This window comes from Nitrobacter sp. 62-13 (genome assembly GCF_001896955.1).
Lineage (GTDB): Bacteria > Pseudomonadota > Alphaproteobacteria > Rhizobiales > Xanthobacteraceae > Nitrobacter.
Window position 1 is genome coordinate 1 of sequence record NZ_MKRN01000019.1, and the last position, 24124, is coordinate 24124.

At 64.3% G+C, this 24124-nt stretch carries 26 protein-coding genes, 1 tRNA gene and 1 riboswitch; of the genes, 10 read left to right on the forward strand and 17 right to left on the reverse strand.

Annotation, left to right across the window (positions count from 1 at the left end):
- The first annotated feature begins 223 nt into the window (after positions 1-223).
- The 3 genes from BGN91_RS02955 to BGN91_RS02965 all read left to right on the forward strand — a co-directional run bounded on the left by BGN91_RS02955 (position 224) and on the right by BGN91_RS02965 (position 3341).
- Positions 224-1402 (forward strand): acetyl-CoA C-acetyltransferase, encoded by a 1179-nt coding sequence (locus BGN91_RS02955; protein WP_292610462.1) that lies wholly within the window; start codon positions 224-226, stop codon positions 1400-1402.
- A gap of 144 nt (positions 1403-1546) precedes the next feature.
- A complete protein-coding gene (gene phbB / locus BGN91_RS02960; RefSeq protein ID WP_292610463.1) occupies positions 1547-2272 on the forward strand; it encodes an acetoacetyl-CoA reductase in 726 nt (241 codons plus the stop codon).
- Positions 2273-2474: 202 nt separating this feature from the next.
- A complete protein-coding gene (locus tag BGN91_RS02965; protein WP_292610464.1) occupies positions 2475-3341 on the forward strand; it encodes an EamA family transporter in 867 nt (288 codons plus the stop codon).
- 27 nt (positions 3342-3368) lie between these two features.
- Here BGN91_RS02965 and BGN91_RS02970 read toward each other — a convergent pair whose 3' ends face one another.
- Together BGN91_RS02970 and rmuC are read right to left on the reverse strand one after the other, a co-directional pair.
- Entirely contained in the window at positions 3369-4730 is a 1362-nt protein-coding gene (locus BGN91_RS02970) for an AmpG family muropeptide MFS transporter (protein ID WP_292610465.1), read from the reverse strand.
- Between the two features lie 45 nt (positions 4731-4775).
- Entirely contained in the window at positions 4776-5990 is a 1215-nt protein-coding gene (gene rmuC, locus BGN91_RS02975; RefSeq protein WP_292610466.1) for a DNA recombination protein RmuC, read from the reverse strand.
- A gap of 149 nt (positions 5991-6139) precedes the next feature.
- On the opposite strand from rmuC, the gene def reads away from it, so the two are divergent.
- From def to truA, 3 genes are read left to right on the forward strand one after another with little or no spacing between them, the layout of a single operon-like run.
- On the forward strand, positions 6140-6667 hold the full coding sequence (gene def / locus BGN91_RS02980; RefSeq protein WP_292610467.1) for a peptide deformylase: 528 nt from the start codon (positions 6140-6142) through the stop codon (positions 6665-6667).
- 31 nt (positions 6668-6698) lie between these two features.
- Positions 6699-7631 carry a methionyl-tRNA formyltransferase gene (gene fmt, locus BGN91_RS02985; RefSeq protein ID WP_292610468.1) on the forward strand — a complete coding sequence of 311 codons (933 nt, stop codon included), beginning with the start codon at positions 6699-6701 and terminating at the stop codon, positions 7629-7631.
- A complete protein-coding gene (truA, locus tag BGN91_RS02990) occupies positions 7631-8368 on the forward strand; it encodes a tRNA pseudouridine(38-40) synthase TruA (RefSeq protein WP_292610469.1) in 738 nt (245 codons plus the stop codon). The genes fmt and truA overlap by 1 nt, the downstream gene beginning before the upstream one ends.
- 99 nt (positions 8369-8467) lie before the next feature.
- On the opposite strand, the gene BGN91_RS02995 is transcribed toward truA, so the two are convergent.
- From BGN91_RS02995 to rpmH, 10 genes are all read right to left on the reverse strand, one after another.
- Positions 8468-9028: a 5'-methylthioadenosine nucleosidase gene (locus BGN91_RS02995; protein ID WP_292610470.1), complete on the reverse strand. Its 561-nt coding sequence runs from the start codon at positions 9026-9028 to the stop codon at positions 8468-8470.
- Positions 9025-10194, reverse strand: a complete 1170-nt coding sequence (gene dapE / locus BGN91_RS03000; RefSeq protein WP_292610471.1) for a succinyl-diaminopimelate desuccinylase — start codon at positions 10192-10194, stop codon at positions 9025-9027. The genes BGN91_RS02995 and dapE overlap by 4 nt, the downstream gene beginning before the upstream one ends.
- 252 nt (positions 10195-10446) lie before the next feature.
- Entirely contained in the window at positions 10447-11292 is an 846-nt protein-coding gene (dapD, locus tag BGN91_RS03005) for a 2,3,4,5-tetrahydropyridine-2,6-dicarboxylate N-succinyltransferase (RefSeq protein WP_292610472.1), read from the reverse strand.
- A gap of 69 nt (positions 11293-11361) precedes the next feature.
- Positions 11362-12075 carry a pyrimidine 5'-nucleotidase gene (locus BGN91_RS03010; protein ID WP_292610473.1) on the reverse strand — a complete coding sequence of 238 codons (714 nt, stop codon included), beginning with the start codon at positions 12073-12075 and terminating at the stop codon, positions 11362-11364.
- A complete protein-coding gene (argB, locus tag BGN91_RS03015; protein WP_292610474.1) occupies positions 12072-12968 on the reverse strand; it encodes an acetylglutamate kinase in 897 nt (298 codons plus the stop codon). Before argB ends, BGN91_RS03010 begins: the two co-directional genes overlap by 4 nt.
- An 85-nt stretch (positions 12969-13053) precedes the next feature.
- Positions 13054-13440, reverse strand: a complete 387-nt coding sequence (locus tag BGN91_RS03020; protein WP_292610475.1) for a DUF423 domain-containing protein — start codon at positions 13438-13440, stop codon at positions 13054-13056.
- Complete coding sequence (gene yihA, locus BGN91_RS03025; protein ID WP_292610476.1) at positions 13437-14090, reverse strand: ribosome biogenesis GTP-binding protein YihA/YsxC; 654 nt, start codon at positions 14088-14090, stop codon at positions 13437-13439. The genes BGN91_RS03020 and yihA overlap by 4 nt, the downstream gene beginning before the upstream one ends.
- 168 nt (positions 14091-14258) lie before the next feature.
- The gene (gene yidC, locus BGN91_RS03030) at positions 14259-16091 is read right to left on the reverse strand and encodes a membrane protein insertase YidC (protein WP_292610477.1); all 1833 of its coding nucleotides are present in this window, start codon (positions 16089-16091) and stop codon (positions 14259-14261) included.
- A 73-nt stretch (positions 16092-16164) separates the two neighbouring features.
- Positions 16165-16500 carry a ribonuclease P protein component gene (gene rnpA / locus BGN91_RS03035; protein WP_292610478.1) on the reverse strand — a complete coding sequence of 112 codons (336 nt, stop codon included), beginning with the start codon at positions 16498-16500 and terminating at the stop codon, positions 16165-16167.
- 23 nt (positions 16501-16523) lie between these two features.
- Positions 16524-16658, reverse strand: a complete 135-nt coding sequence (rpmH, locus tag BGN91_RS03040; protein WP_006609582.1) for a 50S ribosomal protein L34 — start codon at positions 16656-16658, stop codon at positions 16524-16526.
- Between the two features lie 312 nt (positions 16659-16970).
- Between rpmH and BGN91_RS03045 the strand changes: the two genes are divergently transcribed.
- Positions 16971-18449: a HAMP domain-containing sensor histidine kinase gene (locus BGN91_RS03045; RefSeq protein ID WP_292610479.1), complete on the forward strand. Its 1479-nt coding sequence runs from the start codon at positions 16971-16973 to the stop codon at positions 18447-18449.
- 103 nt (positions 18450-18552) lie between these two features.
- Here BGN91_RS03045 and BGN91_RS03050 read toward each other — a convergent pair whose 3' ends face one another.
- The 4 genes from BGN91_RS03050 to BGN91_RS03065 all read right to left on the reverse strand — a co-directional run bounded on the left by BGN91_RS03050 (position 18553) and on the right by BGN91_RS03065 (position 22017).
- Positions 18553-19359 carry an ABC transporter substrate-binding protein gene (locus BGN91_RS03050; RefSeq protein WP_292610491.1) on the reverse strand — a complete coding sequence of 269 codons (807 nt, stop codon included), beginning with the start codon at positions 19357-19359 and terminating at the stop codon, positions 18553-18555.
- A gap of 95 nt (positions 19360-19454) precedes the next feature.
- Positions 19455-20237 carry an ABC transporter ATP-binding protein gene (locus BGN91_RS03055; protein WP_292610480.1) on the reverse strand — a complete coding sequence of 261 codons (783 nt, stop codon included), beginning with the start codon at positions 20235-20237 and terminating at the stop codon, positions 19455-19457.
- Complete coding sequence (locus tag BGN91_RS03060; protein WP_292610481.1) at positions 20234-21259, reverse strand: iron ABC transporter permease; 1026 nt, start codon at positions 21257-21259, stop codon at positions 20234-20236. Before BGN91_RS03060 ends, BGN91_RS03055 begins: the two co-directional genes overlap by 4 nt.
- A 210-nt stretch (positions 21260-21469) precedes the next feature.
- A riboswitch (cobalamin riboswitch) is annotated at positions 21470-21668 on the reverse strand.
- 73 nt (positions 21669-21741) lie between these two features.
- Positions 21742-22017, reverse strand: coding sequence for a hypothetical protein (locus BGN91_RS03065; RefSeq protein WP_292610482.1), 276 nt, complete (start codon positions 22015-22017; stop codon positions 21742-21744).
- A gap of 102 nt (positions 22018-22119) precedes the next feature.
- Between BGN91_RS03065 and BGN91_RS03070 the strand changes: the two genes are divergently transcribed.
- The 3 genes from BGN91_RS03070 (at position 22120) to BGN91_RS03080 (ending at position 23781) form a co-directional block, all read left to right on the forward strand.
- Positions 22120-22275: a hypothetical protein gene (locus tag BGN91_RS03070; RefSeq protein WP_292610483.1), complete on the forward strand. Its 156-nt coding sequence runs from the start codon at positions 22120-22122 to the stop codon at positions 22273-22275.
- A gap of 10 nt (positions 22276-22285) precedes the next feature.
- Positions 22286-22651, forward strand: coding sequence for a hypothetical protein (locus BGN91_RS03075; protein WP_292610484.1), 366 nt, complete (start codon positions 22286-22288; stop codon positions 22649-22651).
- A 140-nt stretch (positions 22652-22791) separates the two neighbouring features.
- Positions 22792-23781 (forward strand): Dyp-type peroxidase, encoded by a 990-nt coding sequence (locus BGN91_RS03080; RefSeq protein WP_292610485.1) that lies wholly within the window; start codon positions 22792-22794, stop codon positions 23779-23781.
- A gap of 127 nt (positions 23782-23908) precedes the next feature.
- Here the strand turns inward: BGN91_RS03080 and BGN91_RS03085 are convergent.
- Positions 23909-23998, reverse strand: a tRNA-Ser gene (locus tag BGN91_RS03085).
- Positions 23999-24124 lie beyond the last annotated feature (126 nt).

Consider the following 24124-nt stretch of genomic DNA (forward strand, 5'->3'; position numbering starts at 1 on the left):
AGTAAGCACTTTCGGCGGCCTTCGGCTACCGTTTTATGAAGGACCAGTTAATTCCAAAGCACAGAGACTGCTCAGGAATATGCCCGGGGCGCGGCTCCCGGCCATTCGTGGAATTGACACACTCTCGTGAGGTTAACAGGGTAAACGTCCGACACGGGTTGCCGGCGCTGCGGCCGTCGTCAAATATTGAAATACCAAGTCGCTCAAGCTCCAGGAGGTGTCCATGTCAGACGATGTCGTCATCGTCAGCGCCGCCCGCACACCGGTGGGAAGTTTCAACGGTGCGTTCGCCACCATGCCCGCACATGATCTCGGCGCGGTCGCCATCAAGGCGGCGCTGGAGCGGGCCGGAGTCGAGCCGGCTCGGGTCTCCGAGGTCATCATGGGCCAGATCCTGACCGCCGCGCAGGGCCAGAATCCGGCGCGGCAGGCGTCGATCGCCGCCGGCATTCCGGTGGAAAGTCCCGCCTGGGGGGTCAACCAGCTCTGCGGTTCGGGCCTGCGCACGGTCGCGCTCGGCTATCAGGCCATCCTCAACGGCGACTCCGACGTCGTGGTCGCCGGCGGGCAGGAATCCATGAGCATGGCGCCGCATGCGCAGTACTTGCGCGGCGGCGTGAAGATGGGCGGAGTTGAACTGATCGACACCATGATCAAGGATGGTTTGTGGGATGCGTTCAACGGCTACCACATGGGAACCACCGCCGAGAACGTCGCCCGCCAATACCAGATCACCCGCCAGCAGCAGGACGAGTTCGCCGCCGGTTCGCAGAACAAGGCGGAAGCGGCGCAGAAGGCGGGCCGGTTCAAGGACGAAATCGTGCCGGTCACGGTCAAGAGCCGCAAGGGCGAGGTCGTCGTCGATACCGACGAATATCCGAAGGCCGGCGTGACGGCCGAATCCATCGCCAAGCTGCGTCCCGCCTTCGAGAAGGACGGCACGGTCACGGCGGCGAACGCGTCCGGAATCAACGACGGGGCCGCGGCCGTCGTGCTGATGTCGGCTAAACAGGCGGCGAAGGAGGGCAAGAGCCCCCTCGCCCGCATCGTCTCCTGGGCTCATGCCGGCGTCGACCCGAAAATCATGGGCACCGGACCGATCCCGGCCTCGCGCGCCGCGCTGAAGAAGGCCGGCTGGACCATCGGCGACCTCGACCTGATCGAGGCCAATGAGGCCTTCGCCGCCCAGGCCTGCGCGGTCAACAAGGATCTCGGCTGGGATACCTCGAAGGTCAATGTCAATGGCGGCGCCATCGCCCTCGGGCACCCCGTCGGCGCATCGGGCACGCGCGTGCTGGTGACGCTGCTGCACGAAATGCAGAAGCGCGATGCCAAAAAAGGCCTCGCCACGCTGTGCATCGGCGGCGGCATGGGGATCGCCATGTGCGTCGAGCGTGGCTGAGCGGCGGCGGACGCTTCAGATGACATCGAGTCACCGCAGTTCATTTTGACCACGGAATGCCCGGTCACGAGCCGGGCATTTTTTATCTGCAATATCTTTCCAACGGCGGTGACGATTCCGGTTTCTCTCAGGGAGGACGACGCAATGGCACGAGTGGCACTGGTGACGGGAGGAACGCGGGGCATCGGCGGCGCGATCAGCAAGGCGCTGAAAGCGGCGGGATATACGGTCGGCGCGAGTTATGCGGGCAACGATGCCGCGGCGGAAAAATTCAAGACCGAGACCGGCATTCCCGTCTACAAGTGGGATGTCGCCTCCTTCGAGGCCTGCACTGAGGGCGTCAGGAAGGTCGAGGCTGAACTCGGTCCTGTCGAGGTGCTCGTCAACAATGCCGGCATCACCAAGGACGGCGCCTTCCACAAGATGACGCTCGAGCAATGGAGCGCCGTCATCAACACCAATCTCGGTTCGCTGTTCAACATGACGCGCCCGGTGATCGAGGGCATGCGCGCGCGCAAGTTCGGCCGCATTATCAATATTTCCTCGATCAACGGCCAGAAAGGCCAGTTCGGCCAGGTGAACTATTCCGCGGCGAAGGCCGGCGACATCGGTTTCACCAAGGCCCTGGCGCTGGAAAACGCCAAGACCGGGATTACCGTGAACGCAATCTGCCCGGGCTACATCAATACCGAGATGGTCCAGGCGGTGCCGAAAGACGTCGTCGAGAAGAACATCCTGCCGCAGATCCCGGCGAGTCGCCTCGGCGAGCCCGAGGAAATCGCGCGCGCGGTCGTGTTCCTCGCCTCCGACGACGCCGGTTTCATCACCGGATCGACGCTGAGCATCAATGGCGGGCAATATCTGGCGTGAAGAAGAATAGCGCATAGTGTGGACACGCTGTTTCTTTTCCCCCTCTCCCCTTGCGGGAGCCGAGACGAGCGAAGCTCGCTCTTAGGGGGCGCGCGTCAGCGCGGCCGGGTGAGGGGGACAGCGTCAGCGTGACAGAAGGCCCCTCATCCGACGCGGACTTCGTCCGCGCCACCTTCTCCCGCAAGGGGAGAAGGAAGAGTTCATGACCTCCCGCACCGCCACGCTCGTCGGCCTCACCGCCATCCTGATGTGGTCGCTGCTCGCGGTCATGGCGGTCGCGACCGGGCGCATTCCCGCATTCCAACTGGCGGCGATGACGTTTGCGATCGGTGGCCTTTCCGGCTGCGCGAGTTGGCTGTTTCGACCCCAGGGCGTCCGCGCATTGCGACAGCCGCCGGTCGCGTGGCTCGTCGGGGTCGGCGGACTGTTCGGCTATCACGCGCTGTATTTCATCGCGCTGCGGCTGGCGCCGCCCGCGGAAGCCGGCCTTTTGAACTATCTCTGGCCGCTGCTGATCGTGCTGTTTTCGTCGCTGCTGCCGGGCGAGCGGCTGGCGCCGCATCATCTGATCGGCGCGCTTCTCGGGCTCGCCGGAACGGTGCTGCTGGTCGCCGGCAACACCTCGATCGCGTTCGAACCGACCCAGATCCGGGGGCTCGCGGCCGCGTTCGTCGCGGCGTTCGTCTGGGCGGCGTATTCCGTGCTGTCGCGCCGGCTGGCCTCGGTTCCGACCGACGCGGTCGCCGGCTTCTGCCTCGCGACGGCCGCGCTGGCCGCGATCGCGCATATGCTGTCGGAGCCGACGGTATGGCCCGACAGCGGCGCGCAATGGCTCGCGGTCGCCGCGCTCGGCGTCGGCCCGGTCGGCCTCGCCTTCTATGTCTGGGACATCGGAATGAAGCGTGGCGACATCCGCGTGCTCGGCGCGGCCGCCTATGCGACGCCGCTGCTTTCGACCACGTTCCTGATACTGGCCGGGTTTGCCAAGCCGACGGCGGCGCTCGCCGGCGCGGCGGTGCTGATCGCAGGCGGCGGTTTGATCGCGGCGAAGGACATGCTCAAGAGATAGGCGCGCCGTTTGCCACGGCCGATGCTGCTACATTTGCAATCCGGCAAAGTGCCCGCGCCGCTGCAGCCAGCCGAGCAGGATCAGGCTCGGCACCGCCGCGACGACGCAGATCGCGAAGAACAGCGGCCATCCGGTCGCCTCGGCGACGAAGCCGGCGCTGGCGGACAGATAGGTCCGGCCGACCGCGGCCAACGCCGTGAGCAGCGCATACTGGGTGGCGGTATGCAGCGGATTGCGGCACAGCGCCGAGAGGTAGGCCACGAAGATCACCGTGCCGATGGCGCTGGTGAAATTCTCCGCGGTGATGGCGACCGCCAGCGCCCACTGGTTGACGCCGACCAGCGCCAGCCATGAGAACGACAGGTTGGCCAATGCCTGCAGAACGCCGCCGATCCACAGGCTCGCCGCCAATGAATAGCGCCGCGCCACGAAGCCCCCTGCGAAACCACCGATCAGCGTCGCGGCAAGACCGACGCCCTTGACGATGGCGGCGTAGTCGTTGCGGGTGAAGCCGAGATCGATGACGAAGGGCGCGGTCATGCTGCCGGAGAACGCGTCGGTGAACTTGAACAGCACGATGAAGGCGAGCGCGGCGATCGCATCCTTGCGGCTCAGGAATTCCGAAAATGCGCCGACCGCGGCCTGCATGACGCGCGTCAACGCGGTTTGCGCGGCCGTCGAAGCTTCGGCCTGCACGGATTGCTCGGGCTCGGTGGCCGCCAGCGCGGTGACGGTTCCGATCAGGACCATCGCCGCCATGCTGACATAGCCCCACGTCCATGCCGAGGCGCGAACCAGGCCCGTGCCCTCGAACGCGCTGACCAGAAACAGCGCGCCCGCGGTCGAGACCAGCATGCCGATGCGGTAAGCTGCGACGTAACCGGCCATGCCGGCGGCCTGCTCGCTTTCCGGCAGGCTCTCGACGCGAAAGGCGTCGACCACGATGTCCTGCGTCGCAGACGTCGCCGCCACCAGCAGCGCGCCGAGCGCGACCAGCCAGGGCGCCTTCACCGGATCGGTCGATCCCAGGAGCAGGATCGCCGCGATCAGGAGCAGTTGCGAGAGGACGAGCCAGCCGCGGCGGCGGCCGAACCGGCGTGTCAGCAGCGGAATGTGCAGGGCATCGACCAGCGGCGCCCATAGAAACTTCAGCGTGTAGGGCGTGCCGACGAGCACGAACAGTCCGATGGCGCGCAGGTCGATGCCGGATTCCTTCATCCAGATCTGCAGCGTCGAGCCCGACAGCGCCAGCGGCAGGCCGGACGAGAAGCCGAGCAGCATCACGATGAGGACGCGCGGTTGTAGATAGACCGCAATGCTCTCGCGCCATGAGGCGCGCGGCGCGGCGTCGGATTCTTTCGGCGAGGCGGTGGCGTCCGGAACAGTCATGCCGCAGTGCTAGCAGATTCTGCTCCTTTCCCCCTCGCTTCTTTACTACTCCCCCGCCTGGATTTTCGGGGCGAGTCGCGGCGGAAACATCTCCGGTTCCCCGGACCTTACGGCCCGCTGAGTCTCCACGGGAGACTCGTCCTTGCTGAAATCAAGCTCCTCGATCTTTGTCGCGCGCTTGCCGATCTTGCCGACCGAGATCAGCACCTGCCTGACATCCTCGCTGACCTGATCGAAATGGCTGCCGAGCTTGCTGACGCGGTCGCGCAGCCGCTCGACATCGCCCATCATGTTCATGACCTCGATCCGGACCTTGTCGGCGGCGTCGCGCATCCGCGCGTCCTTGAGAAGCTGCTGCATCACCTGGATCGCCAGCATCAGGAGTGACGGCGACACCAGCACGACCCGGGCGCGATAGGCCTTCTGGATCACGTCGTCGAAGGCGTCATAGATCTCGGCATAGACAGACTCCGACGGCACGAACATCAGCGCGTTGTCCTGGGTTTCGCCCGGGATCAGGTATTTGCCGGCGATGTCGGCGACGTGTTTCATGACGTCGGCGCGCAGCCGCTGGCTTGCGAACTTCCTTTCGTCGTCGCTGCGGGCGTCGTGCAGCGCCGTCATCGCCTCCAGCGGAAATTTCGCGTCGATGCAGAGCGGCCGCTGATCGGGGAGAAAGATCACACAGTCCGGTCGCTTGCCGTTCGACAACGTGTACTGGAAAGCAAACGAATCCTTCGGCATGCCGTCCTGGACGATGGCTTCCATCCGCGCCTGGCCGAATGCGCCGCGCGACTGCTTGTTGGCGAGCACATCGCGCAGCGTGGTCACCTGCGTCGTCAATTCGGTCAGGTTCTGGTGCGCATTGTCGATGATTCCGAGCCGTTCGTGCAGCACCCGCAGGCTGTCCATGGTGTTGCGCGTGGTCTGCTCCATCGACTGCCCGACCCGATGGGTGACCGAGTCGAGCCGGTCGCTGACCGCTCGCGCCATCTCCGCCTGCCGACCGGCGAGCGCCTTGCCCATGGCATCGACCCGACCGGTCGCCTCCGCCTGCGAGCGCATCAGATCGATGAGACGTTCCTCCAGCTCGTCGGCGCGGCTCGCCTGCGCCACCGCCATGTCGGTTCCCCGGCGGCCCGACCGCGCGATCACGATCGCGATGACGAGCAGCAGCAAAAGCGCCAGCGCGCCGAAGCCGATCAGCACGGCACCGGTCCGCACCGGCATGTCGCCCAGCATGAAAAGGATGTCGTTCATCCGCCCATTGTAACCGATTCGGTCGCGCGCGCGAACGAAAAGGGAACACTTAAAGTTAACGACAGCTCAACGGACCTGCTTATGAGGGCCAGACGGTCGGTGCGGCTCGCGGATTGACCCCGACAGGCCCGGGGATTACATCGCCCTGCATGGCTATTCGCGAAATAATCGTCCTTCCGGACAAGCAGTTGCGCCTCGTTTCCAGACCGATCGAAAAGGTCACGCCGGAAATCCGCAGGCTCGCCGACGACATGTTCGAGACCATGTACGACGCGCCGGGCATCGGGCTTGCCGGCATCCAGATCGCGCAGCCTGTCCGCATCATCACCATGGACCTTGCCAGACGCGACGAGGACGGCGAACTCAACCCGCGACCGCGCGTCTTCATCAACCCCGAAATCCTGTCGGCGTCGGAGGAACTGTCGGTCTACGAGGAGGGCTGCCTGTCGATCCCCGAATATTACGAGGAGGTCGAGCGGCCGGCTCGGGTGCGGGTTCGTTTCACCGATCTCGACGGCAACGTGCATGAGGAGGATGCCGAGGGTCTTTTCGCCACCTGCATCCAGCACGAGATCGATCATCTCAACGGCGTGCTGTTCGTCGATTATCTCTCGAAGCTCAAACGCGACCGCGTGATGAAGAAGTTCACCAAGGCTGCGAAGCTCGCTGCGAAATAGAGCGGGCCGTCACCGCATACGAATTCAGAAAATGCCGCTTCGCCTGATCTTCATGGGCACGCCGGATTTCGCGGTGCCGACCCTGCTGCAGCTCGTCGCCGATGGCCATGAGATCGCGGCCGTATATACCCGCGAGGCGAGGCCGGCGGGCCGCGGCATGAAGCTGCAACCGAGCCCGGTTGAGCGGGAAGCGCATCGCCTCGGCATTCCCGTGCGGACGCCGAAAACACTGAAGACGCCGGAAGCGCTTGATGAATTCCGTTCTCATGGCGCCGACGCCGCGGTGGTCGTGGCCTACGGCATGATCCTGCCGAGGGCGATCCTCGATGCGCCCAAATACGGCTGCTACAATCTGCACGGCTCGCTGCTGCCGCGCTGGCGCGGCGCCGCACCGATCAACCGCGCCATCATGGCCGGCGACCTCGAGAGCGGCGTCATGGTCATGAAGATGGATGCCGGGCTCGACACCGGCGACGTGGCCATGACCGAGCGGATCGCGGTGACCGATGCGATGACGGCCTCGGACCTCCATGACGCGCTGGCGCCGCTCGGGGCCGATCTCATGGCGCGCGCGATGAAGGCATTGGCGCGCGGCGAACTGCAACTGACGAAGCAGAGCGACGACGGCGTCACCTACGCCGCAAAAATCGACAAGGCCGAGGCGCGGATCGACTGGAACAGACCTGCACGCGACGTGTTGCGGCATATCCACGGCCTGTCGCCATTTCCGGGCGCCTGGTGCGAGATGCCACTCGACGGCGAGCAGGTGCGCGTGAAGATCCTGCGTTGTGAGGTGGCGAAAGGCTCCGGCGAACCCGGCGAATTGCTTGACGACCAGTTGACGATCGCATGCAAGATCGGTGCGATCCGCGTCCTTGAATTGCAGCGCGCCGGAAAGCCGCCGATGAAGGCCGGCGCCTTTCTGAACGGCACGCCGCTTCAGCCGCCCATGCGGCTCATCTGATGCCGCGCTACAAGCTCACCATCGAATATGACGGCGGCCCGTTTTGCGGCTGGCAGTATCAGGACAACGGTCCCTCGGTGCAGGGCGCGCTGGAAGCGGCGGTGAAGGCGATCTGCGGCGACGACGTCCGCGTGCATGGCGCGGGCCGCACCGATGCAGGCGTTCATGCGCTGGCGCAGGTCGCGCATTGCGATATCGCCAAGCACTTCGCGCCGAACCGGCTGCGCGACGGGCTCAATGCGCACCTGCGGCCGCATCCGATCGGCGTGCTCGAAGCCGAGATCGTGCCCGACAGCTTCGAGGCGCGCTTCTCGGCACTCAAGCGGCATTACGTCTATCGCATCGCCAACCGGCGTGCGAACCTTGCCATCGATGTCGGCCACGTCTGGCGCGTCGCGCGGCCGCTCGATACCGACGCGATGCATGCGGCGGCGCAGCGGCTGATCGGCAAGCACGACTTCACGACCTTTCGCGACACTGAATGCCAGGCCAAATCGCCGGAGAAGACGCTCGATCAGCTGGACGTCGTCCGGAACGGCGACAACGTGACCATCATCACCTCGGCGCGCTCGTTCCTGCACAGCCAGGTTCGCTCGATGGTGGGATCATTGGTGTGGGTCGGGCATGGCCGCTGGAGCGCCGACGACCTGTCCACCGCATTGGCCGCGCGCCGCCGCGAGGCCTGCGGTCCCGTCGCCCCGCCAGATGGACTATATCTGGTGCGGGTGGATTATTAGAGCCTTTTCCGGCGAAGTGGATACCGGTTCGCCGCAAGAAAATGCGACAGGACAATAATTTCTAAAGCATGGTCCGATTCAAATTGATCGGATCATGCTCTAGGAGCGAATCCGGTCCAACGTTTCCCAGAACAGGCTCTCGCCGTCCTTCACGTTGGCGGTCCAGTCCTGATGCGCGAGATCGTTGGCGTCGTCGGTGATGAACTTGAACGCACGCCACGGCAGGCCGTGACTCCGGCAGACCTGCGCGATCGCGAACAGCTCCATGTCGACGACGTCGATCCCGTTCTCGATCAACCAGGCATCCGACGTGGTGACGAAGCTGTCGCCGGTGCCGCAGACAACGCCGGCCTGACCCGAGTTCAACAGGTCGAGCTCCGGTGCGAACGGCGTGCGGCCGCGCGGCGCCAGCGGCATCGCCATCATGTCGCGCTGGACCACGCCGGACACTTCCACCAGACCTTGCAGCGTCTCGTTGATCTTTCCCGCGGTGCCGTAATTGACGACGAGCGCCGGGCGCAGCGTCAGCAGCGCAAGCACCGTTGCACTGGCCGCGTTGATTTTGCCGACGCCGGTATAGACCACCCTGACGCCGTCGGGCGCGCGCGCCTTGTCGAGTTCGTCCTCGATGGCGGTGAGCACGAGGATTTCGCTGCTCATGCGAAATAGCGATCCAGCACGCCGCGATAGATTCGCGTCAGCTTGTCGAGATCGGCCACCGGCGTTCGCTCGTCGATCTGGTGCATCGTCTGGCCGACAAGGCCGAATTCGATCACCGGGCAATAGTCCTTGATGAAGCGCGCGTCCGACGTACCGCCGCCGGTGTTCAGTTCAGGTCTGCGGCCGGTGACCTCCTCAATCGCCGCGACCACGAGATCGGTGAACGGACCCGGTCTGGTCACGAACGCGTCGGCATTCGAGCGTTCCCAGATGATGCGGGTTCGAACGCGGTTGCCTGAAGCTTTGGCGACACGCGCCTCGATCAGCGCGCGCAGCGATTCCTGATTGTGATGGTCGTTGAAGCGGATGTTGAACTTCGCGCGCGCCTGCCCGGGAATCACGTTCGTCGCGGGATTGCCGACATCGACCGAGGTGAACTCCAGATTCGACGGCTGGAACTGGGCGCTGCCCTGATCCAGCGGCTCGCTGACCAGCGCGGTGATCAGCGCGGCGATGTCCGGAATCGGATTTGACGCGCGGTGCGGATAAGCGACATGGCCCTGCACGCCATCGACAACCAGCGTGCCGGACTGCGAGCCGCGGCGGCCGATCTTGATGCAATCGCCAAGCTCCGCGACGTTGCTGGGCTCGCCGAGCACGCAGTGGTCGAATTTCTCGCCGCGCGCGGCTGCCCATTTCATCAGTTTGACGGTGCCGTTGACGGCGATGTCTTCCTCGTCGCCAGTGATCAGGAACGAGATCGAGCCGTTGCCATCCCGTCCCGGCTGGCCGCCATGCGCCGCGAGATAATCCAGCGCGGCGGCGACGCTGCAGGCGATACCGCCCTTCATGTCCACCGCGCCGCGCCCGTAGAGGCAGCCGTCCTTTACCTCGCCGGCGAATGCGTCGTGGGTCCACGCCGATTCGTCGCCAGGAGGCACGACATCGGTATGGCCGGCGAATGCGATGTGGGGACCGCTCGTGCCGATGCGGGCATAGAGATTGTCGATGTCGGCCGCGCCCGGTTCGCTGAAGGTGACGCGATGCACCTCGAACCCGGTTGCCTTGAGCAGCGTCTCGATCACGCCGAGCGCGCCGGCATCCGCGGGCGTCACCGACCGGCAGCGGACGAGATCACGGGCGATTGAGAAAGCGTCGGCGGCCATAGGTGGTCCGTTATTGATGCAGCATGACCTCATCCGAAAACCGGTTCCCACTTTGCGCTAACGCGGCCCTTTGGGTCGGGATCATGCTACAGTGGTCCGATTTAACATTTGTACCCCGTTGCGGCAGGAATTTCTGCAAATGTTAGAAGCAAAGGACCACTAGCAACTGTTAAGTTTCCAGTGGAGTTCTGGATTTGACATTCGCTCGCCGGATTTGCTGCAACGCAGATAGCGAATGTCAAATTCACTCCGCTAGTCCCGCAGCAGTTCGTTGATGCCGGTCTTGGAGCGGGTGCGCTCGTCGACGCGCTTGACGATGACCGCGCAGGCGGTGGACGGACCGGGCTGGCCGTTCTTCAACGGCTTGCCCGGCAGCGCCCCCGGCACCACCACGGCGTATTCCGGCACTTCGCCCATGAAGACCTCGCCGGTTTCGCGGTCGACGATCTTGGTGGAGGCGCCGAGGAACACGCCCATCGACAGCACCGCGCCCTTACGCACGATCACGCCCTCCGCCACCTCCGAGCGCGCGCCGATGAAGCAATCGTCCTCGATGATGACAGGCCCGGCCTGCAGCGGCTCCAGCACGCCGCCGATGCCCGCGCCGCCGGAGATGTGGACGCGCTTGCCGATCTGGGCGCAGGAGCCGACCGTGCACCAGGTGTCGACCATCGTGCTCTCGTCGACATAGGCGCCGAGGTTGACGAACGACGGCATCAGCACCGCGTTCTTCGCGATGAAGGCCGAGCGGCGCACGATCGCGCCGGGCACGGCGCGGAAACCGGCGTCGCGAAACTTCTTCTCGTCCCAGCCCTCGAATTTCGACGGCACCTTGTCCCACCACGCGGCCTTGCCCGGACCGCCGGGGATCGTTGTCATGTCGTTGAGGCGGAACGACAGCAGCACGGCCTTCTTGAGCCACTGATTGACGGTCCACTTGCCGTCAGCTGCGCGCTCGGCGACACGGACCTCGCCCTTGTCGAGCAGGCCGAGCGCCTGATCCACGGCATCGCGCACCTCGCCCTTGGTCGCGGGAGTGACGGTGTCGCGAGCGTCGAAGGCGGCGTTGATGGCGGACTCAAGGGAAGCGGGGGACATCGGATTTCCTGCGGCTCTACTACGCGATTGTGGTTGTCAGCGCCGTGTTCCCTTACGGCGACGGACCTGTCAAGCCGAGCGGGCTGTCAACCCTGCCAGAAACCCGGCCAGATCGTCGGTGACGTGGTCGACGTGCGCCGCGCCGCGCCCTTCCATCTCCCAATCCTCGCGCACGACCTCCCGGGTGCCGTCCGGCACGACCAGCACGGTGGTCATGCCGAGTTGATGCGGGACGGCGAGGTTGCGCGCCAGATCCTCGAACATCGCCGCCTTTGCGGCATCGACGTGATGCCGTTCGAGAAAACGGCGATAGGTCTGCGGCGACGGCTTCGGCTCCAACTCAGCCGCGATGATGTCGAACACGGCCTCGAAGTGGTGGCCGAAGCCGAGCCGCTCCAGCACCTTGCCGGCGTGAGCGGTCGAGCCGTTGGTCAGGATCAGCTTGCGGCCCGGCAGCCTTTCGAGCGCCGACCCCATCGCAGGATTGGCCTCAAGCGGCGAGTGGTCGATCTGATGGACGTAAGCGAGATAGTCGTCGGCGGAAACGCCGTGCTCGGTCATCATACCGCGCATGCTGGTGCCGAAGCGCTTGTAGTAATCCTTCTGGATGCGCCGGGCCTCGATCGGATCGACGTTGAGAAACTGCCCGATGTATTCGCTGATCCGCGCGTCGACCTGCTGCCAGAGATTGACGTGATGCGGATAAAGCGTGTTGTCGAGATCGAACACCCAGGTGTCGATGTGGGCGAAGCCGCGCCGCTGCTGGGATCGCGCGTCGGTCACTTGTGGATCAGCGTTCCGGTGCCCTGGTCGGTGAAGAGTTCGAGCAGCACCGCATGGGGGGTCTTGCCGTCGATGATGACGACGCCGCCGACGCCCTGTTCGAGCGCGTAGATGCAGGTTTCGACCTTGGGGATCATGCCGCCCGAAATGGTCCCATCGGCGATCAGCCTGCGCGCGTCGCTGATCGACAAATCCGGAATCAGGGTCTTCGACTTGTCGAGCACGCCGGGAACGTCGGTCAGCAGCAGCAGCCGCTTGGCCTTCAGCGCGCCGGCCACCGCGCCGGCGAAGATATCGGCATTGACGTTGAAGGTCTGGCCGTCCTTCGATGTGGCCAGCGGCGCCAGGACCGGAATCAGTTCGTGGCCGATCAACTGGTTCAGCAGCGTCAGGTCGACGTTGTCGGGTTCGCCGACGAAGCCGAGATCGACGACCTTCTCGATGTTCGAATCCGGATCGGCCATGGTCCGCGTCGCCTTCGAGGCGGTGACCATATTGCCGTCCTTGCCGCAGAGCCCGACCGCCTTGCCGCCGGCTTCGTTGATGTAGCCGACCAGTTGCTTGTTGATCGAACCGGCCAGCACCATCTCGACGATCTCGATGGTCGCGGCGTCGGTAATGCGCAGGCCGGCCGCGAACTCCGATTTGATGCCGAGCCGTTGCAGCATGGTGGCGATCTGCGGACCGCCGCCATGCACCACCACCGGATTGATGGCGGTCTGTTCCAGAAGCACGATGTCGCGGGCGAACCGCCGCGCGACATCCTCCGAGCCCATGGCATGGCCGCCGTATTTGATGACGATGGTTTCCTCGTCATATTGCTGCATATGCGGCAGCGCCTCGGACAGCATTCGAGCCTGATCGAGCGGGCTGATTTGGGAGGCATCGGACATGAAGCGGGTCTCTTGGCCGGCGGGATGGCTCGGGTTCTAACCGATCGACGGCGGGACCGCAAAGCCGCCGGCTCGCAATCCGTCGTCAGGGACGGGCCGCGGCGCGCGGCCAGACGGCGGCGAGCGCGATCAAGAGCCAGCTCAGGATCATCAGCGTTCCTCCCGACGGCGCGGCCATCGGGAAAAGCCGGTGTCCGAGGAATTGCAGCACGGTCAGGTCGGTACTGAACAGGGTCGCGCCGGCGACAAAGCCGCTGGCGGCGACAAGACCCAGACGTGGACGAACGATCTGCCGATCCGCCAAAAGCGCCGCCAGAAGCGCGGCGGGCGCATGAAACAGCAGCATCGACGAGGCCGCGGGCAGAAGGGTGCCGCCCGCCTTGTGCGCCGCGACCGCGGCCAGGATGACGCCGGCGGCGCCCATCAACCCCGCCACCAATACGATGATGCGAAACCAACCGAGGTGCGTCATCGCTGGCGTTCTCCAATCAGGCGGGCCATGGCGGCGCGCAATTCCGGCATCCCGGCTCCCGTGCGCGACGAGGTGACCAGCACGTCCGGGAAGGCCGCGGGATGTCTGGCGAGCAGCGTCCTGGTCGCATCCATACGCTCGGCCATCTCGGCGCCCTTCACCTCGTCGGCCTTGGTCAGCACCACCTGGTAGCTGACCGCGGACCTGTCGAGCGTGGTCAGGATGTCCTGGTCGGTATCCTTGATGCCATGGCGGGAGTCGATCAACACGTAGACGCGCGCGAGGCTCGCCCGCCCGAGCAGGAATTGGTGGATCAGCGAGGTCCACGATGCGATTCTGGCTTTCGGCGCCGACGCAAAGCCGTAGCCGGGCATGTCGACCAGCCGGACGCCGGCGCCCTTCGGACCCTCGAAGAAAATCAGTTCCTGGGTGCGGCCCGGAGTGCGGGAGGTCCGGGCCAGCGTGCTGCGGCCGGTCAGCGCGTTGATCAGGCTGGACTTGCCGACGTTGGAGCGTCCGGCGAATGCGACCTCGAGGCCGGACATCGGCGGCAGCGTTTCGATCGACGGCGACGCCCAGATGAATTGCCAGTCGCCGGCAAACAGCCTGCGGCCCCGCTCCATCAGCTCCGCATCGGTATCCGTCGTCATGCGAGGGCTTTCACAAGCGTCATTTCCGAGATCTCGGCAGATCCGGCTTTGCCGGTGTCGCGGGCGAAGCATCCGGCATGGCGCGTCCCGGCCCAGGACTGCTTCATCGCGGGTCGGGAGGACGCTACGCATCGCCCGTGAGCTTCGCGCGGCAGCGACCATGAAACTCTACGTCGTCTTCGCCGGCTTGTCGGAGGATTTGCGGCGGAAGGTGGACTTCACGTTGTTGAACAGTTCCACCTTCACGCCATTGCGGCGCATGATGAAGCTCTGCTGGATCACCGACAGCGTGTTGTTCCAGGCCCAGTAGATCACGAGACCGGCCGGGAACGCGGCGAGCATGAAGGTGAAGATCACCGGCATCCAGTCGAAGATGATCTTCTGGGTCGGGTCCGGCGGCGTCGGATTCAGCTTCATCTGGAACCACATCGTGATGCCCATGATGATGGGCCACGCGCCGATCGCCAGATAGGGGCCAAGCAACGGCACCGCCGAGGGATCGTAGGGCAGCAACCCGAACAGGTTGAAGACGTGGGTCGGATCGGGCGCGGACAGGTCCTTGATCCAGGCGAAGAACGGCGCGTGACGCATTTCGATGGTCACGAACAGCACCTTGTAGAGCGAGAAGAACACCGGGATCTGCAAGACGACCGGAAGACAGCCCGAGATCGGGTTGATCTTCTCCTTCTTGTAGATCTCCATCATCTCCTGCTGCAGCTTCATCTTGTCGTCGGGAAAGCGCTCTTTCAGCGCGTTGATCTGCGGCTGGACCGCCTTCATCTTCGCCATCGAGGCGTAGGACTTGTTGGCGAGCGGGAAGAAGATCAGCTTGACCAGCACGGTCACAAGCAGGATCGCGATGCCGAAATTGCCGAACACATGGAAGAAGAAATCCAGCGCCAGGAACATCGGCTTGGTGATGAAGTAGAACCACCCCCAATCGATCAGCAGGTCGAAATGGTTGAGGCCGAGCTGCTTGTTGTAGCCGCCGAGCTGCACGAACGGAAAATTGATGCCGACGACGCTGGCTTCCTTGGCGCCGGCGAACAGGCGCGTATTTGCCGAACCGGTGCCGCCGGCCGGGATGGTCTGCGCGTCCTCCAGATAGTCGGTCTGGTAGGTCTTGACCGAGCCGGTCTGGTTGGATGAGAAGCGGGCCTGCAATCGCGCGCTGGTGTCGGGCAGCAACGCCGAGGCCCAGTACTTGTCGGTGATGCCGAGCCAGCCGTTGGTGACATTGAAGCTCACCGATTTGGCTTCGTCGATCTTCTTGTAGGTGTATTCCTGCAGCTTCTGGTCGCCAAGATAGCCGATAAGGCCTTCATGCAGGATGTAGTAGCCCGAAACCGCCGGCGTGCCGTGCCGCGAAATCAGCGCGAACGGATACAGCGTCACCGGCGCACTGCCGGCGTTCGTGACGTCATCCTTGATCGTGAACAGGTAATGGTCGTCCACCGCGACGGTGCGACGGAAAGTCAGCCCTTCGCCGTTGTCATACTTCAGAGTGACCGGGGTGGACTGCGTCAGCGCGCCCGACCCTTCCTGCTGCCACACCGTGTTCTGGTCCGGCAGCTTCACGGTCGATCCGGCGGCCGGGACCCATCCGAATTCGGCATAATACGGATTGGCCGTGCCGGAGGGCGAAAACAGCTCGATCGCAGGCGAGGCGGGGTCGACGGTCTCGCGGAACTTGGTCAGCAGAAGATCGTCGATGCGCGCGCCCTTCAGCGAAATGCTTCCGCTCAGACGGGGGGTGTCGATCTTGATTCGCGGGGTGGCCGCAATGGCGGCGTCGCGGCTGACCGTCGTGGTTTCCGCCGCAGCGTGATTGGGCGCGGCCGAATTTTTCGCCGGCTCGGTCTGGGACTTGTCCGTCTGGCTCTGCGCCTGCTGCGCGACGCGATCCTTTTCCATCTGCGGGATGTTGTAGAAATACTGCCAGGCGATCAGAATGAGGCCCGACAGAACGACGGCGATGATGGTGTTGCGGTTGTCAGACATCGTTCAGGGTCTCGTCATTCGGTTCGGGTTGCAGCTCGGTTCGCCGTTGATACCGCCGATCTTGACGCCGCGATCATCCTGGATGCTGGCGGTCGAGGCGGCGGAACGCCGAACGCAGGTCAGCGAGCATGACGGCGAAACCGCGCTCGAGCGCAGCACGGCGGCCGATTACCACATAATCGCTGTGCGGTCGCATGGATAAGGCGTCCACGCGCTTCACCAATTCGCGAAGCCTGCGGCGGATGCGGTTTCGCTCGGTCGCGGTGCCGTTCTTCTTGGTCACCGTGAAGCCGATCCTGATCGGGCCGTCATCGTCGCGGCGGCGATTTTGTACCACGAAGGCGGGCGTGTTCACCCGCAGCCCGCTGGCAACGGCGAGGAAATCCGCCCGCTGCCTCAACCGCTCCATGATGAAATCTCGGGCAGATTCGCTCAGGCGCTCAGGCGCTTGCGGCCGCGTGCGCGCCGCGCGGCGAGAACCTTGCGGCCGCCGGTCGTCGCGAGCCGGGCACGAAAGCCGTGACGGCGCTTGCGCACCAGTTTGCTGGGTTGATAAGTCCGTTTCACGGGGATCTCCGCTGACCGGGCAAGTCGCCTGATATTGAGGTTAAGCCCGGGAATGCCGACCCGAACCAAGCCGATTTCGGCCCGAACGAGCCGCCCCGGTTGAAACCGGGGCATCGCGGACAGTTGGCGCGGCTTATAAGGGAGCGACCTCTTTTCGTCAATCTTGCCCTGTAGCGTTTCGCGGCGATGGCCGAATTGGCCAAATCCCGCATTGGGTTTATATTATTTACGTGTTTCAGCAGTTTTCCCGGGCACCGGTTCGGGACAAATGCGGATCACTGTCAGTTTGCCGCAGGTCCGCGGAGGGCAGCCGTGTCACAGGCGATCGAACAACTCCGGGTGCGGGCAGCGCGTTTGTCATTGCGCGGCCGGCTCGGCCTGTCCGGCAAGCTGCTGCTGCTGACGATTCCGCTGGTGATGATCGCTGAAGTCCTGATCTACGTCCCCGCGATCGCCAACTTCCGGATGAACCGGCTCAACGACCGGCTGGCGGCCGCGAACACGGCCGCGCTGGTGCTCGACGCGGCGCCGTCTGGCACCGTGCCCGATTCGCTCGCACGGCAAATTCTCGGCAGCATCGGCGCGCGGGCCGTCGCCATCAAGATGGGCCAGCAGCGCCGCCTGCTCGCCAGCGCCGATCTGCCGGCGGCGATCGACCATGACATCGACATCCGCACCATGACGCCGTGGTCGGCCGTCATGGGCTCGTTCGAAACCATGCTGGAGAGCGGCAACCAGGCGATCCGCATCATCGGACCGGGGCCGCGCGGCGCGCAATTCATCGAAGTCGTCACCGACGAGCTGCCCTTGCGCCAGTCGATGTACCGTTTTTCGCGCAACCTGTTGCTGGTCTCGCTGGCGATCGCGGTGCTCACCGCGGCGCTGGTCTATCTGGCGCTGCACTATCTGTTCGTCCGCCCGATGCGGCGCCTGACCGCGAATCTCGTGGGCTTTCACCAAAATCCCGAGAGTTCGGCGCGGATCATCGCGCCGTCGCAGCGGGGCGACGAAATCGGCGTCGCCGAGCGTGAACTCTCCGACATGCAGCGCGACCTGGTGTCGATGCTGCATCAGAAAAGCCGGCTCGCGGCGCTCGGCCTCGCGGTCTCGAAGATCAATCACGATCTCCGCAATCTGCTGGCGTCCTCGCAGTTGCTGTCCGATCAGCTCGCCAGCGTGCCCGATCCGCGGGTGCAGCGGTTCGCGCCGAAGCTGATGCGCTCGCTGGAGCGCGCCATCGCATTCTGCCAGTCGACCTTGTCCTACGGCCGCGCGCAGGAGGCCGCACCCGACCGGCGGAAAATGGCGATCGAGCCGATCGTCAACGAGGTGCGCGAATCGGCGGGACTTGCCGCGGAAGGATCGATCACCTGGGTCAACGCGATCGAGCGCGGCCTCACCATCGACGCCGATCCGGATCAGCTTTTCCGCATTCTGCTCAACCTGGTGCGCAACGCGGCGCAGGCTCTGGAAAGTCAGCCGCAAGGCGACGCAGCGGCCCGGCAAATCAGGATCACCGGCCGCCGCGAAGGTTCGGTGACGATCATCGAGGTCTCCGATACCGGACCCGGCGTGCCGCAACAGGCGCGCAACCACCTGTTCGAGGCTTTCCAGGGTTCGGTGCGCCCGGGCGGCAGCGGCCTCGGCCTGGCCATCGCGGCGGAACTGGTGCGCGCGCACGGCGGCGAGGTCAATCTGGTGGAAGGCACCATCGGCGCGACCTTCCGGATCGCAATTCCCGATCGCCCGGTGGAGTTGCAGACCATTCGCAACGAGCGCGCGCGGGCATAGGGGCCTCGAGTCCATTCAACTGAGTTGAATCAGACCCGTCGTTTATCCTTTTGTTTGAGCATGATCTTTTCCGAAAACCGGTCCACTTTTCGGGATCATGCCGCTAGCCTCCGACCCGCTTCAGCTCCGCGACCAGCCGGTCCAGCGCCTCGGACAGCATCGGCCCGCCGCATACCGTGAGGTCTTCCGGAATCACGAGGCGCCGCGACGGCGGATACAGCTTTTCGAGCGCCGGATGCAGCAGCAGCGCGCTGCCTTCGTCCTCCGCGACGTCGCGGCCGTCGGATATCAGGATGAAGTCCGGCCGATCGGCCACAATGGCTTCGAGCGTGGCAAACCCGCTGGACTGGCTGCCGAGGCCGGCCGCAGCATTCGACAGCCCGGTGATCGAGAGCAACGCGCTGGTGATGCTGTCATCGCCCGAAACCCAGCCGCGTCGCGACAGCGCCAGCACCCGATAGCGTTTGCGTGCCACCGCTTGTCTCGCGCGGGCGATCGCGGCATCGAGACGCGCGACCTGGGCTTCCGCGCGATCCGGATGCCTGACGAGATCGCCCATCCGGCGGATTTGCTCCTTCACGTCGTCGATCGATCTTGCGATATCGAACTCGGCGACCCTCATCCCCTGGCGCTTCAGCAATTCGCGCGTCGCGCGCTTCATGTAGAGGGCGGCGACGACCACATCCGGTTTGAGCGTCAGCAGGTCTTCCGCTTCGCCGGACAGCCGCCGATATGTCCGCGCCTCGGCCGCCGCCCAGGAGCGCGCGGCATCCCGCGCGTAGGGACTGAGACCGACGATCTGAGCGGGATCGGCAAGCGTCAGCAAAAGCTGGTCGGTGCAGACGTTGATCGATGCAACGCGCGGCAGATCGGCGGCCTGCGCCTGCACGCCGATCCCCAAGATCAACATGAGAACGGCCGCGACAAAACCGCCGCTGCTTCGCGCGATGCAGGCCGGGATCGCCTTGCAAGGGCGATGCAACCACGTGACAGGCGGCATCGCGATCACGCCTCCGACCATGGCACGATGACGGTTTCGCGTTGATAGTCCGCCCGATAGATCCTGACGCGAAAGATGTTCTCGATGACTGCCTCCGAAAGCGCCTCGGCAGGCGGCCCCTGCGACACCAGACGCCCCTCGGACAGCACGAGAGCGATATCCGAAAACCGCGCCGCGAGCCCGAGATCGTGCGTTACCACGATGACGAGCGTTCCGTTGTCGGCCGCGGTCCGCAGCCTGGTCATGACCTCGATCTGGTAGCGCGGATCGAGCGACGCGGTCGGCTCATCGGCCAGCACAACCGGGGCGTCCACGGCCAGCACCCGCGCCAGCGCCACCCGGCTGCGCTCGCCGCCGGACAATTCCGTCACCGGGCGATCGCTCAAACCTGTCACGTCGGTCGCCTGCATCGCCCGCATCACCGCCGCGGCGTCCGGCCCGGCCAGCCGCGCCGGATCGACAGCGCCATGCGGATAGCGCCCGAGCGCCACGATATCCCGCACCGGCAGCGGCCAGTGCATCTGGTGACCCTGCGGCAGGTAGGCGAACCGGCGCGCGCGCGCATCAAGGGCGAGCGAAGACAGCGCATCGCCGCAAACCTCGATCGTGCCGTCGGATGGCAACAGGCCCGCCAGCGCCCGCAGCAACGTTGTCTTGCCGGCGCCGTTCGGCCCCACCAGCGCGACAAGGCGGCCGCCAGGAAGCGCCAGCGAAATGTCGCTCAGGACAGATCGCTTTCCGAGACTCACCGACAGCGAGGAGGCAGTGAGAATGGCGGCTTTGCTCATGCGAGGCCTCCGCCCAGCGCGCGACGCTCGCGCACGATCAGATACAGGAAGAACGGCACGCCGATCAGCGCGGTCAGCACGCCGACCTTGATATCCGACGTCGAGGGAATGAGGCGGACCGCAACATCGGCCGCAAGCAGCAGCGCAGCGCCGGTCAGCGCGCTCGGCACCATCAGCCGCGCGGGATCGTAACCGATCAGCGGACGCATCAGATGCGGCGCGACCAGGCCGATGAAGCCGATGGCGCCCGCGACCGCCACCGCGCCGCCGACGCCGAGCGCAACGCCGAGAATCGCCCACAACCGCAACCGGCCGACATCGACGCCGAGACTCCGCGCGGATTCCTCACCCAGGCTGAGCGCGCGAAACGCATGCCGCCGGCTCATCAGGATCGCGGCGCCCGCGACGATGAACGGCAGTGCCAGCGCAACATGGCGGAAGCTGCGGTCTTCCAGCGAGCCCAGCAGCCAGAATGCGATCTCCAGCGCAGCGAACGGATTGCGCGACAGGTTCATGGTGAGCGACGTCGCGGCTCCTGCGAGCGAGGAGATCGCAAGCCCGGCGAGGATCAGGATCAGCAGGCTGGCATTGCGTCCGGCGATCGCGAGCAGCACGAATACGGAAACAAATGCCGCGGTGATGGCGGCGACTGGAAGCATGAAGGACCGCACATCGATCCCCCCGAGCGCAATGACCAGCACCGCGCCGAATGCCGCCGCCTGCGGCGCGCCGAACAGGGAGGGCGATGCCAAGGGATTGCGCAACAGTCCCTGCAGGGCAGCCCCCGACAAACCGAGAATGGCGCCGATCGCGAGCCCGAGGATCGCGCGCGGCAATCGGATGTCCTGCACGATGATTCGCTGAACCTCGCTGCCGCCGCCGAACAAGGCTTCGAGAACGGCGACCGGCGACAACTTCACGGGGCCGACACCCAATGACACCAGCGTCAAAACCGCGACCCCCGCACACAGCGCGACCGTCACGACCGCTCGCCGGCGGGCCGCGATGTCCTGCATCACCATGTGTCTCTGGAAGCGCGGCAAACCATCGGACCGGCCGGCCCGGCAGCACAGCTCGGGAACCCCAAAACTCGGGAGACCATGACGCCCTTTCCGCCGACCCACCGTCGCGCGCGCCAGAGTTCTGATTCAACCGCGTTGAACCAGAATCTGCCTTTTCCTTTGATCGAGCATGACCTTAGCCGAAAACCGGTTGCCGCTTTTCGGGATCATGCTCGGGAAAGCGTCACCGGCCGGTCTCCTGGCTCGCGGCCGTTGTCGGGATCCGTTCCTCACATGCGCGGCATGTTCGCAGCGGAATGGACGCGGATGGCCGCTTACAGTTGCGGGGGCAGCCGCGGCGTTGGGGTCACCCCCGCACCGCGTTCCCGTTTCACCTCCTTCGGGAGGCACCGATGACGCCGCAAACAAGCACAGCGGAATACCCCGTGCAACCGTGAACGCATCCTCTGCATTGCCGCGAATACAGCGAGGCCGCGAGGTCATCAAAGCCGGGTGAGATAGCGCGGCAGCTCCTGCTCGAATTCAGGGAAGTAGCGTGAAATCACCGAAATATCGAAGCGCGCGAGGATCGACTCCTTGGGCTCCCGGTCGAGCAGAAAGCGAAAAGCGGCCTCGATGCAGCGCTCGGGCGTGTGCTTGCCGGCTGTCAGCTGCTTGCCCTTGGCGTCAGACATCGTGACGTGGTGGCGGCTCTCGCCGTTTCCGTCGCGGACCACAACCTCGAACTCGCCCTCGCCGACGCGTTGAACCTTGATCATGCGGTGGCTCCATTCAGCAATCGGTCCGTTTCCTGCCGCACCCTATCCTGCCCCCCGCCGTCGCCGGAATCGTTGGCTACGACCGAAAACAGGGGGCTTGAAATGGCGTTCAAACGCTGGCGCTTGGACATATTCCACCTGAACGGCGCGATATTTGAAACATCGGCCACGCAGGACGTCATTGATCGATTCTCGCGATATGTTATCGGAAACGTGCTTGCCGTGCAGGGCAGCAAATCAATTCCCTATCGAGGCTAGAGGAAGATCAATGATCGAGGATGATGAATTCAATGGCTTCGTGGTCGGCTCGCTGCGCCGGGCCCTGGAACACGGCGCCGAGGCTTTTAATCGATTGATGCAAAAAGACGATTCGTTTCTTCGCGAAAGTTTTGCGCGTTGCAGCATCGTGTTCGCCTTGTGGCCCGATGCCCAGGCAAAATGCGGCTTTGCGATGATGCCCATCAAGCGCGAAGCACCGCCGGACCCGCACAACGTGAAAGGCGAGGTAATGCCATGCCCGAGCAGAGAGGCCGCGTTCGCCTTGCAGGAGCGGTTTGGCGACCCGTCGTTGAAAGACGAATTCCAGCACTTCTCGGTCGATGGTGAGATTCCGTTTCCGAACCGCTTGAATTGACGCACGGCGCGCGAAAACTGCGCCTCTGAGGAAATTACCCGAAGAACCAATATATTAGGTGATTTGACGGGTCGTACGGGATAGCGACGATAATCAGGTTCACGCTGCTATAGCTATCAAAGCCCGGACGGAGCGTCGGAATGTCGGAAAAGAATTGGGACAGGGTGCCGATCGACGCACAAAGCATCGACGCGCCCCTGTCGCGGGCAGCCGTTTTTCTGGTGGTCACCGTCGCTAGCGAACAAACCGCTCTCGCAAAGGTCTGCTCCGTGCTGGACGGTCTTGATGATCTAATCAAGACCGTCGGATTCCGCGATCTTCCCGCCCGGCTGTCGTGCATCGTCGGAATCGGTCGCGCTTTCTGGGATCGTCTTCATTTCGACCAGCGGCCGCAGGAACTGAGACCATTTGCGCGGATTGAGGGAGCTGCCCACGTGGCGCCGTCGACGCCGGGTGATCTTCTTTTCCATATCCGATCTGAGCGTCCCGATCTGTGCTTCGAATTTGAACGCATTCTGCTCGACAATCTCAGCGACGGCGTGACCGTCGTCGACGAAGTTTCGGGCTTTCGCTATTTCGACGCGCGTGACCTTCTGGGCTTTGTCGACGGCACGGCCAACCCGACCGGCCTGGCTTTGCCCGCTTCAGCTCTCGTAGGCGATGAAGATCCCAACTTCGCGGGAGGCAGTTATGTCGTCGTTCAGAAGTATCTGCACGATCTCAGCGCGTGGGGGCGAATTCCAACGCCTCTCCAGGAGGAGATCATCGGTCGCACGAAAATAGACAATATTGAAATCGATGACGACGACGCGCCGCGCAAATCGCACAAGTCGCTCACTACCATTGTGGACGCTGAGGGCAACGAATACGACATATTGCGAGACAACATGCCGTTCGGTCGCCCGGGGCAGAGAGAGTTCGGCACCTACTTCATCGGCTATTGCCGATATCTCTGGGTAATCGAGAAGATGCTGCAACGGATGTATGTAGGCGACCCGCCGGGCCATTACGATCGCCTGCTCGATGTCTCGACGCCGCACACCGGCACAACGTTCTTCGCCCCGGCTCGTCCGACGCTGCAAACACTTGTTCAGGCGGCGCGGCAAGCGCCAGCGACGCCCGGGCGGTGACCCCGCAAACCTCGCCGACAATCGCACAAGACTGCCGGGCGTCTCGGCGTTCATTCGCGCGAGAGCTTGCGTATTCACCTCGCTCCCATCGCTCGCCTGACAGCTTGCTTCTCCGCCCGCATGGCTATGGCGGAGAGAGTGGGATTCGAACCCACGGTACGGTTTCCCGCACACACGCTTTCCAAGCGTGCGCCTTAAGCCACTCGGCCATCTCTCCGGGCGCCTTCTCATGACGGGGCATGCCGGTTTTTGCAAGAGAGCGGTGCTCCGACACGGGGATTTTCCATAAATACATGAAGAATATGATGTATTTTTTGCTGCATGAACGCCTTCGAGGGAGCGC

Bases quoted from the DNA above. Each gene is read 5' to 3' on its own strand.
- yidC (WP_292610477.1), bottom strand. From the start codon at position 16,091: ATGTCTGACAACCGCAACACCATCATCGCCGTCGTTCTGTCGGGCCTC.
- BGN91_RS03080 (WP_292610485.1), top strand. From the start codon at position 22,792: ATGTCGGAAAAGAATTGGGACAGGGTGCCGATCGACGCACAAAGCATC.
- argB (WP_292610474.1), bottom strand. From the start codon at position 12,968: ATGTCCGATGCCTCCCAAATCAGCCCGCTCGATCAGGCTCGAATGCTG.
- truA (WP_292610469.1), top strand. From the start codon at position 7,631: ATGCCGCGCTACAAGCTCACCATCGAATATGACGGCGGCCCGTTTTGC.
- BGN91_RS02995 (WP_292610470.1), bottom strand. From the start codon at position 9,028: ATGAGCAGCGAAATCCTCGTGCTCACCGCCATCGAGGACGAACTCGAC.
- BGN91_RS03075 (WP_292610484.1), top strand. From the start codon at position 22,286: ATGATCGAGGATGATGAATTCAATGGCTTCGTGGTCGGCTCGCTGCGC.
- BGN91_RS03055 (WP_292610480.1), bottom strand. From the start codon at position 20,237: ATGAGCAAAGCCGCCATTCTCACTGCCTCCTCGCTGTCGGTGAGTCTC.
- BGN91_RS02970 (WP_292610465.1), bottom strand. From the start codon at position 4,730: ATGACTGTTCCGGACGCCACCGCCTCGCCGAAAGAATCCGACGCCGCG.
- yihA (WP_292610476.1), bottom strand. From the start codon at position 14,090: ATGACGACGGATACCGATGCGGAGCTGATGGAGCGGGGCCGCAGGCTG.
- BGN91_RS03060 (WP_292610481.1), bottom strand. From the start codon at position 21,259: ATGGTGATGCAGGACATCGCGGCCCGCCGGCGAGCGGTCGTGACGGTC.
- dapE (WP_292610471.1), bottom strand. From the start codon at position 10,194: ATGGCCGCCGACGCTTTCTCAATCGCCCGTGATCTCGTCCGCTGCCGG.
- phbB (WP_292610463.1), top strand. From the start codon at position 1,547: ATGGCACGAGTGGCACTGGTGACGGGAGGAACGCGGGGCATCGGCGGC.
- rnpA (WP_292610478.1), bottom strand. From the start codon at position 16,500: ATGGAGCGGTTGAGGCAGCGGGCGGATTTCCTCGCCGTTGCCAGCGGG.
- BGN91_RS02955 (WP_292610462.1), top strand. From the start codon at position 224: ATGTCAGACGATGTCGTCATCGTCAGCGCCGCCCGCACACCGGTGGGA.
- BGN91_RS03020 (WP_292610475.1), bottom strand. From the start codon at position 13,440: ATGACGCACCTCGGTTGGTTTCGCATCATCGTATTGGTGGCGGGGTTG.
- BGN91_RS03050 (WP_292610491.1), bottom strand. From the start codon at position 19,359: ATGTTGATCTTGGGGATCGGCGTGCAGGCGCAGGCCGCCGATCTGCCG.
- BGN91_RS03065 (WP_292610482.1), bottom strand. From the start codon at position 22,017: ATGATCAAGGTTCAACGCGTCGGCGAGGGCGAGTTCGAGGTTGTGGTC.
- def (WP_292610467.1), top strand. From the start codon at position 6,140: ATGGCTATTCGCGAAATAATCGTCCTTCCGGACAAGCAGTTGCGCCTC.
- dapD (WP_292610472.1), bottom strand. From the start codon at position 11,292: ATGTCCCCCGCTTCCCTTGAGTCCGCCATCAACGCCGCCTTCGACGCT.
- rmuC (WP_292610466.1), bottom strand. From the start codon at position 5,990: ATGAACGACATCCTTTTCATGCTGGGCGACATGCCGGTGCGGACCGGT.
- BGN91_RS03070 (WP_292610483.1), top strand. From the start codon at position 22,120: ATGGCGTTCAAACGCTGGCGCTTGGACATATTCCACCTGAACGGCGCG.
- BGN91_RS02965 (WP_292610464.1), top strand. From the start codon at position 2,475: ATGACCTCCCGCACCGCCACGCTCGTCGGCCTCACCGCCATCCTGATG.
- fmt (WP_292610468.1), top strand. From the start codon at position 6,699: ATGCCGCTTCGCCTGATCTTCATGGGCACGCCGGATTTCGCGGTGCCG.